At 42.7% G+C, this 9794-nt stretch carries 2 protein-coding genes and 1 pseudogene; all 3 read left to right on the forward strand.

The genetic code is table 11. The annotated features are described in order from the left end of the window. Positions 1-258 (forward strand): LPXTG cell wall anchor domain-containing protein (locus D8797_RS09975; RefSeq protein ID WP_125380521.1); only part of this gene is annotated, 258 nt, incomplete at its 5' end. Between the two features lie 214 nt (positions 259-472). Next, positions 473-8420, forward strand: a pseudogene (locus D8797_RS09980) (beta-N-acetylglucosaminidase domain-containing protein); the annotation flags it as partial. 39 nt (positions 8421-8459) lie between these two features. Beyond that, positions 8460-9794: G5 domain-containing protein (locus D8797_RS10490; RefSeq protein WP_376739413.1), on the forward strand; the 1335-nt coding region annotated here is incomplete at its 3' end.

Raw genomic sequence — 9794 nt, forward strand, 5'->3', positions numbered from 1 at the left:
TCCTTCCAGCAAAAAGGTCATTATATCGAGTACATGACAGATCAGCTAGGTGTTTATGCGGTTGTTTACAAGTCAACTGCAACCCCGCAGATGCAGGAGCAAGTGCAAGGAGCTAAAGCAGATGATTCTACTAAAGGTTCAGCCACTAAGTCAGCAACCTTACCAAGTACAGGCACAGCAACAGATTCAGCCTTCCTTCTCGGCCTTCTGTTAGCATTGACAGGATTATTCCTGATGAAGAAGAAGGAAAATATGTAAAAAAACATTTCCGACACAAAGTTTGGTACATAGCCATTAGTCTATGTACCAGCGATTTAAGGGCGGAACATGGCTTGAGAAAAGATATAGTGTAAGTTATGTTCCGTCTGTTTTTACGATAAATTCAATTTAAATAAGTCAAATAAAATATATTTTTTTAAATAAAGTTGCAAACGCTTACTGGTGAGAAGCGTACAGATAGGAAGGTTCCTTTATGGAAAAGAAATGTAAGTTTAGTATTCGAAAATATGCTATCGGTGCTTGTTCTGTTATGATAGGTGTCCTGTTATTTGGTATGCCATTGGCATCAGCTGATGTGGTGCAACCATCCAGTTCGGCAACGGTTACTAGCGAGTCATCAGGTGGCAGAGGAAATGATTCTGGTACGGTCGAGCGGGTAGAAGGTCTAACCAGTTTACCAGCTGAATTGGCAGATAAATTAGCAAAAGCCGACTCTGGCGACAATGGAGGAAGCAGTTCTGATAATAGCGGAAATACTTCTGAAGCAACATCAGAGGTAGCTACTCCCAAACCCTTCAGCACCAACTACACCAGTGAAAGAAGTGGTAAATATTCCTGATGTTAATCATTTATTGAATGCACAGGTGAGAGCGTCCAACCATGAGCAGAATACATCCAATACTGGCGATAAAGCTGTAGATGGAGACGACAATAGTCGTTGGGCGACAGACAAGGATGTAGTAAATCCTCAGTTGACTATGACACTAGATAAAGTGACATCAATCAAGCGGATTGAGATTGATTGGGATCGTAGGCAGAGAGCGGGACAGCCTAATGATCCAAATGTGCAAGGATGGAAACTTTATTATGCTACAGCAGAGGCTATCAATGAAGAGGAAGCGACACGTAAGTGGAAATTGGCCTATGAAAAAGATGGTCAACCTATCTTAGATGAAAGGGTTAATCTTGATACTCCAATTGAAGCCAAATATCTCAAGTTGGAAATCACAAAATACACTGAAGGTAGTATGCACTGGCGCAATGTCGGTATTCAGGAAATACGAGCTTATTCTAACATTCCAGAACCAGATAAGGTAACAAATCTTAACCAAGTAGAGTCACTGACTTTGGCTCAAGATGGACATTCACTTGTTTTACCTGAATTACCAGGTAAAGTTAGCTTAGTTGGTAGCAATAAAACAGGTGTGATTGATCTGAATAATAAAATCCACCAGCCTTTAACAGAGCAGACAGTTAAAGTTTCTTTGCAACAAGTGCATGAAGGCCAAACCATTACCAAGGAATTTGAAGTTAGAGTTCCTGGTCGTTATGCAGACGAGGGAGTTGGAGACAAGCCAACAGTGGCTCCAACTGTTCAGCAATGGCATGGTGAGGAAGGACGTTCTTCTATTTTGGAAGACACTGTCCTATCTGTTGGAGATTCAGGATTTGACAAGGCAGCTAATTTCTATGCTAATGACTTGGTTTCTCGAGGATTAGAGCTTGCCAAGGGAGACAGTACATCCGCGCATCGTATTGAGTTTAAAAAGGTAACGGACAAGGGCTATGGTGAAGAGGGCTATGGTATTACGATTCGTGATAATGTCTTTACCATTGAAGCGCAGACCAATAAAGGTGCTTTTTATGCTACTCGAACCCTACTTCAAATGGGGCAAGAAAATATCCAAAATGGTGAAATTCGAGATTTTCCAAGTTTCAGCCACCGAGGATTTATGCTAGATACTGGTCGTAAGTTTATTCCTTATGATACTCTTGTGGACATTATGCTAAACATGGCTTACTACAAGATGAATGACTTGCAGTTGCATTTGAATGATAACTATATTTTCCTCAAGGAGCATTTAGCAGGTAAACATCTGACCAAGGAGCAGGAACTTGAATATGTGCTCAATCATGCAGATACAGGTTTCCGTTTACAGACAGATATTGTCGGTGACAATGGTGTGTCTTTGACTTCTAAGCAACACTATACTAAGGATGAAATGCAAAGACTCATCGCTTTGGCTGATGAGTTAGGAATCAACTTAGTACCAGAAATTGATACACCGGGGCATGCTTTATCATTTGTGAAGGTTCGTCCAGACTTGATGTATAAAGGACAGCTGAGTCCGAATAAGCACAATGTAGAGCGTGTTGCGATGCTTGATTTGGACAAGAATTATGATGAAACATTGCGCTTTGTCAAGTCTGTTTATGATAAATTGCTGGATGGTAAGGATGCACCGCTTCGTGGTGTTAAGACGATTCACATCGGAACAGATGAGTACTATGGCAACAATGAAAACTATCGTCGTTATGTCAATGATTTGGTCACCTATATCAAAGGTAAGGGCTATACGCCACGAATTTGGGGTTCACTTAGCCGTAAGAGTGGGCAAACACCAGTTGATTTGAAGGGTGTCGAGGTGGATATCTGGAGTCTAGGTTGGCAACATCCACAAGCGGCTTTGAAGGCTGGTGCTAAAATTATCAATATTACGGATGTTCCGACTTACAGTGTGCCAAATGGTAATAACCAGCAAGGAGCATACGGTGATTACTCTTCTTATGAGTATCAATATAATCGCTGGACACCAAATGATTTTACGACAGCCGGCAACGGTCCAAAATTAGCAGCTTCAAACCCTCATATCTTGGGTGGTGGGCATGCTGTTTGGAATGATAATATTGATCTCCATGAAACAGGCATGACTTCTTATGATATTTTCAAGCGCTTCTTTGAAGCAACAAGAGTTACTGCTGAAAAGACTTGGGGATCAAATCGGGCTGCTAACAACTTTGCAGGAAGAACCTTGCCACGCGCAGACTATGTTTATGCACCCGGTAGCAATCCAGAGTACAAGATTGATGATACTGAGACCTATGAAATCAATCCAAAGACAATCAAGCGTTACGATGCAGAAAACATCACACAAAACGCTAAAGGTTTAGTCTTCAATAAAGAAAGCAAGATTGAAAATGCCATTGGGAACGTCGGTCCAAGTCACGTCTTAAAAGTTGATGTGACGGTTACAGGTGACGGTGTGCAGGAGTTGGCTTCTAGTGAGGGGAACAAGCTCTATTTGTCTGATGAGTCAGGTAAAGTAGCCTATAAGTTTGAGCAGCACCATATTCAGTTTGACAAGACATTGGAAAAAGGTAAACGCTATGAGCTAGTCTTTGTCACCAAACCTCAGTCAACTGAGCTCTATATAAATGGTGAAAAGATTAATCGTGTTGCCAACCCAGCTCATCCAAGATTGGCTCACACAAGTCTTGTCCTACCTCTTGAAAAAATCGGAGGTTTTGAAGGTACTTTGCACAATCTCAGCTTGTCTGATAAGCCATTTGTCAATCCACGTTTGATTGCACAGGATCAGATTGCCCGTGTGGAAGCAAGTAGTGAGCAGCTACCAGGAAATGCTACAGAAGGAGCTGTTTCTAAAGCCTTTGATGGCAATCCTGCAACCTTCTGGCATTCACATTGGACGAAGAAGGACCCGTCTTATACGGTTACTATGACCTTGAAGCAAGCAACAGCTGTCAATGCTTTGACTTATCTTCCTCGTCCAGGCGGTGGAAATGGTCTTGTGACTAAATATGAAGTCTATGCTAAAAAGGCTGATCAATTGGTTAAGGTAGCTGAAGGTACTTGGGATAATAATGTAGCTGAAAAGATTGCAAACTTTGAAGCTGTCGAAACGGATACAATCCAGTTGAAGATTCTACAGGGAGTAGAAGGATATGCTAGTGCAGCTGAAATCAATCTTTTGAAACCAATAGCTACATCAGATGAGCCAGCCACACCACCAGCACCAAAACCAGATCCAAAACCTGAAACTCCAGCTCCAACTCCGAAAGATGACGGAACTGTTGAATTAGAAGATACCTTTATCGCTAAAAAACCAGCAGATCCAAGTGTAGTAGAAGCAGCTTTGAGAAGCCAAGAATATCTTAAGAAACAGTATAAGATTTTCCCAACTCCTCACAAGGTTACTTATGGTGATGGCTTAGTACGTCTGGATCAAAAAGTTCATTTGGTAATCGGTGAGCAAGTTGATATTTACACTCGTAATCGACTCAAATCTATTTTGCAAAATAGCAATATCTCCTATACTACTGGTAAGACGGCCGAAGCTGACGCAACCAATATCTATCTGGGAGTTCACCAGACTGGCTCAAAAGCGGAAGAAGCTCAGAGAACAGAGTCTGTTAACCAAGGACTATTTGATAAGATTGATGCTTATTCATTAGTTGTTAAAGGTCAGCAAATTTCCATTGTCGGAAAAGATACAGATGCTGTCTTTTATGGACTAACAACACTCAAGCATATGCTAAATGATAGCTCTGCTCCAGTTCTGCGTGAGGTCAATGTTGAAGATTATGCTGATATGAAGAATCGTGGCTTTATCGAAGGCTATTATGGTAATCCATGGTCTAATAAAGATCGGGCGGCCTTGATGCGATATGGCGGTGATTTAAAACTGACCCAGTATATTTTTGCACCAAAAGATGATCCATATCACAACAGTAAGTGGAGAGAACTTTATCCAAAAGAAAAACTAGAAGAAATCCGCCAACTTGCTAAAGTAGGGAATGAAACTAAGACTCGCTATGTCTGGACCATTCATCCATTTATGAATAGTCGAATTCGCTTCCAAAATGAGACGGTTTACCAAGAAGACTTGAATGCAATCAAAGCTAAATTTACTCAGTTGCTGGACGTCGGCGTTCGTGAGTTTGGTATTCTTGCAGATGATGCAGCTCAGCCTTATGGTGGTTATGAAAGTTATAACCGCTTGATGAAAGATATGACCGATTGGTTGACTGAAAAACAAGCGACTTATCCAGGCTTGAAGAAAGAGATGATTTTTGTTCCAAGTCAGTATTGGGGCAATGGTCGAGAAGACGAACTGCGTTCTCTAAACCGTAATCTTCCGAAAAGTAGCATTATGACTCTGACAGGAGGCAAGATTTGGGGTGAGGTCTCTGAAAACTTCTTGACTCAACTTAAACAAAATATAGAAGCATCTGGTCAACCATATCGTCCCGTTCAACTTTGGATTAACTGGCCGTGTACGGATAATTCTAAGCAACATCTTATCTTGGGTGGTGGTGAGAAATTCCTACATCCTGGTGTGGATCCAAGCTTAATCGGTGGGGTCATGCTCAATCCAATGCAGCAATCAGAACCATCTAAAATTGCTCTCTTCTCAGCTGCAGAGTACAGCTGGAATATCTGGAAGAATGAGGCGGAAGCCAAAGCTGTTAACGATATAGCTTTCAACTTTGCAGAAACAGGTCGTTTTACAGAGACCAAAGAATCTGCAGCCTTCCGTGAGCTAGGTAAGCACATGATTAACCAACATATGGATAATCGTGTTGTGAAGCTAGAAGAGTCTGTAGAGCTAGCTCCGAAACTGACAAACTTCATGAACAAGCTGAAAGCAGGTCAAGATGTCTCAGCTGAGCGCAAAGAGTTGAAGGCAGAATTTGCTAAGCTAAAAGCTGCTGCTGAGACCTATAAAGCATCAGGAAATGAACAGATGCGTGAGCAGATTAAGTACTGGCTTGACAATACCATTGACCAGATGAATGCTCTGGATGCTCTCTTGACAGCTACTGAATTTATTGGTAGCAAAAATGCTGACGGCCTTTGGAATAATTACTACAAGGGCTTAAAAGATTATGAGCAATCTAAGAAACATTCCTTCTGGTATGTTGACCACTATGAAAATGCTGAGCTGGGCGTGCAACATATTCGTCCATTTATCCTTAACCTTAAAGAATATCTAGCTAAGGAAATCGAAAAAGAACTGAATCCAGATAAAGTTGTAACGACCTTTATTACTAACCGTACAGGTGGTGAAGGAGATTTGGCTCAGGTCTTAGACGGAGACTTGTCGACTCAGATTATCTTTAAAAATCCAACTAGAATTAGCGCTGGCGATTATGTTGGACTTCAGTTCAATAAGCCTGTTTCTATCAAGAAATTGAGCTTTGCTATGGGAGCTGTCAGCAATCCGAAAGACACCTTTAACAAGGCCAAGATTGAATACTTAAATGAAGCAGGTGAGTGGACTGCCCTTCCTCAAGGTAACTATGTCGGAAATGAGTCGGAGATTACCTTAGATAATCTTGAAATTAAGGCTAAGGGCGTTCGGATGGTGGCGACAGAAGACCGAGACAATACTTGGTTTGCAGTCCGTGAAATCGCAGTTAACCGTCCTCTTGAAAATGCCAAGAAGAAAGCTGGAAGCATTACCATCAGTCCAAATCTGGTCTATAAACTCAATACAACGGCTGCCAAGATGACAGACAATAATGATAGCACAGAAGCAATGTTGGCAAGTTCTTCAACGGCAAATGGAGAAAGAGATACAACGCCAGTAGATGCTTGGGTGCAGTTGGATCTTGGTTCTCAACAAACAGTCAAGAAGATTCGTTTGGTACAAGGTGTGACAGATAAGCTAGCAGCTGGTGTTATCGAAGTCTCTACTGACGGACAAAACTGGACAACAGTAGCCAACTTGACAGGTGAGCAAAGCAAAGAAGTTGAAACCAATCAGAATATCCGTTATGTACGCGTTAGAAATACGCAAAAGACGAATTTCTGGTGGCGAATTGGCAACCTATCTGTCGAGTCAGAGACTGGAACAGACCAATACACAGATACTAATGTTGATCAACTCAAGGCTACTCAAGTCCATGAAAAATTGGGTCGCTACGAGATGCATATTCCAGCCGGTACAACTTTAGATGCGGGTCAATATCTTGGAATGAAACTAGATCGCCTCCATGAAATTGAGGATTTGAAACTGGGTGAGAATGCTAATCAAGCACTCCAGCTCCGCTATTCTCCAAATGGAGTGGAGTGGTATAGTGCCTCTGAGTTACAAGACCACCAGCTCGTCCGTTATGTACATCTTGAAAACAAGACAGGTCAGAAACAGGCAATCGGAACGACTTCTTTGCTTTTGACTACTAAGGAAATTCAACCAACATCGATTGAGTCTACCAGCATGGGTATTGATCCCAACTATGGTAGCGGAGATGTTCGTAAAGCGAAAAACCTAGACCAGCTCTTTGATGGTGATTTAAACAATTATGTTGAATTTTCTGATTATCCACAAACCGATGGTCATATGACGCTCAATCTTGGAGCAACCCGTCAAATCAAGAAGATTCGTGCCTACATTAAAGATGGTACACAGAACTATCTTCGTGATGGAAAGATTCAAGTTAGCGCAGATGGCAAGACCTGGAAAGATGTCGTTTCAGTGGGAGATGGTCAGGAAAATCCAGCACGTGATGACTCCTTAACTGATGGCTGGACACATGATTCACAGCGACCTGGAAATCGCTATATTGAGGGAGAATTGCCAGAAGCAACTGCGGCGAAATATCTCCGAGTGCTCTACACAGCTCCTTATCGTCATCGCTTTGTTGGATTTACAGAGTTAGTTATCAATGATGGAGAATACACTAAGTCAATCAATAATCCAACTGTCGAAGGTACTGGTACAGAGACCAAGTCATCTGAAAAGAATAATATAGCAGATGGAAATATTCTCAGCAGTTACAAGGCAACCCAAGACAGCGGTGAGTTGATTTACCATCTATCTGAAAAGACAGAATCAAATCACGTTCGCCTGATTTCAGATATTCCAGCAGGAAGCTCAGCGCACATTTGGGCAAGAACCATTTCCAAAGATGGCCAAACAGCTTGGCAAGACTTGGGTGCGGTTACCACAAGTTTCCAAACCTTCCAGCTTGCTAATAGCGCCCACTTATTAGATGTTAAGTTGAAGTGGGAAGGTGGTCGCCCTGAGTTTTACGAAGTCTCTACCTATCATGCTGAGATAGATGAGACACCTAATCCAGATACACCAAAACCTCCAGTTCACAAAACGACTCCAGACGAAGGCGTTAAGAATCTTGTTGTTGAACAGCCGCGCTTGGATATGGTAACTGAAGCTCTACCGTTTAATACCATCGAACGAGAAAATCCACAATTGCCGAAAGGCACCCGAAAAGTTGTCCAAGAAGGCAAGGCCGGCGAGAAGACCACACTTGTGGAAGTGACGATTGAGAATGGCAAGGAAAGCGGTCGTGTGACTCGTGACAGCTTCGTTTCCAAAGCCCCAGTGGATCAGATTGTGGAAGTTGGCAAGCCAGTTGAGCAGGTTACACCAGCAGAAGGCGTTAAGAATCTGGTTGTAGAGCAGCCACGCTTGGATGTGGTAACTGAAGTTCTACCGTTTAACACCGTCGAACATGAAAGTGCTCAATTGCCTAAGGGCATCCGAAAAGTTGTCCAAGAAGGCAAGGCCGGCGAGAAGACCACGCTTGTCGAAGTGACGATTGAGAATGGCAAGGAAAGCGGTCGTGTGACTCGCGATAGCTTCGTTTCCAAAGACGCAGTTGATAAGATTGTGGAAGTTGGCAAGCCAGTTGAGCAAATCACTCCAGCTGAAGGCGTTAAGAATCTTGTTGTCGAACAGCCGCGCTTAGATATTGTGACAGAGGCTCTACCGTTTAATACCGTCGAACGTGAAAATGCTCAATTGCCGAAGGGCACCCGAAAAGTTGTCCAAGAAGGCAAGAACGGCGAGAAGACCACGCTTGTCGAAGTGACCATCGAAAATGGCCAAGAAACTGGTCGAGTGACTCGCGATAGCTTCGTTTCCAAAGACGCAGTTGATAAGATTGTGGAAGTTGGCAAGCCAGTTGAGCAAGTTACACCAGATCAAGGTCTTAAGAATCTTGTTGTCGAACAGCCACGCTTAGATATTGTGACAGAGGCTCTACCGTTTAACACCGTTGAGCGTGAAAGTGCTCAATTGCCTAAGGGCACACGAAAAGTTGTCCAAGAAGGCAAGGACGGTGAAAAGACAACGCTTGTAGAAGTGGCGATTGAGAATGGTCAAGAAACCGGTCGATTGACTCGCGACAGCTTCGTTTCTAAAGCCCCAGTTGATAAGATTGTGGAAGTTGGAAGCAAGGAAGAGAAACTAAACAAACCAACTACACCAGAGAAGCCTGTAGAGCCATCTAAACCATCTAAGCCAGAAAATAACTTGCGTATCTTGACGGATGAAGCTACCAAGGTTCAAGTGATTGGCATGAAGTCTACGCTTGATCAAGTTGTGGCCTTGAAGGTTAAGAAAGTAGCAGCTCAAAGCCTAGAAGGTAAGCTCTATGATGCTTACGACATTAGACTAGAAGACCAATTTGGCAAAGCTGTTCAGCCTAAGGGCAAGGTCTTTGTCAGCCTTCCAGTTGCATCTAACAAAGATGTTGAAAATGTCTTCTTTATGACAGTAGCTAATCAGCTTGATGCGGTATCCTTCCAGCAAAAAGGTCATTATATCGAGTACATGACAGATCAGCTAGGTGTTTATGCGGTTGTTTACAAGTCAACTGCAACCCCGCAGATGCAGGAGCAAGTGCAAGGAGCTAAAGCAGATGATTCTACTAAAGGTTCAGCCACTAAGTCAGCAACCTTACCAAGTACAGGCACAGCAACAGATTCAGCCTTCCTTCTCGGCCTTCTGTTAGCATTGACAGGATTA

Origin of the sequence: Streptococcus cristatus, from assembly GCF_003944225.1 — a bacterium.
Lineage (GTDB): Bacteria > Bacillota > Bacilli > Lactobacillales > Streptococcaceae > Streptococcus > Streptococcus cristatus_K.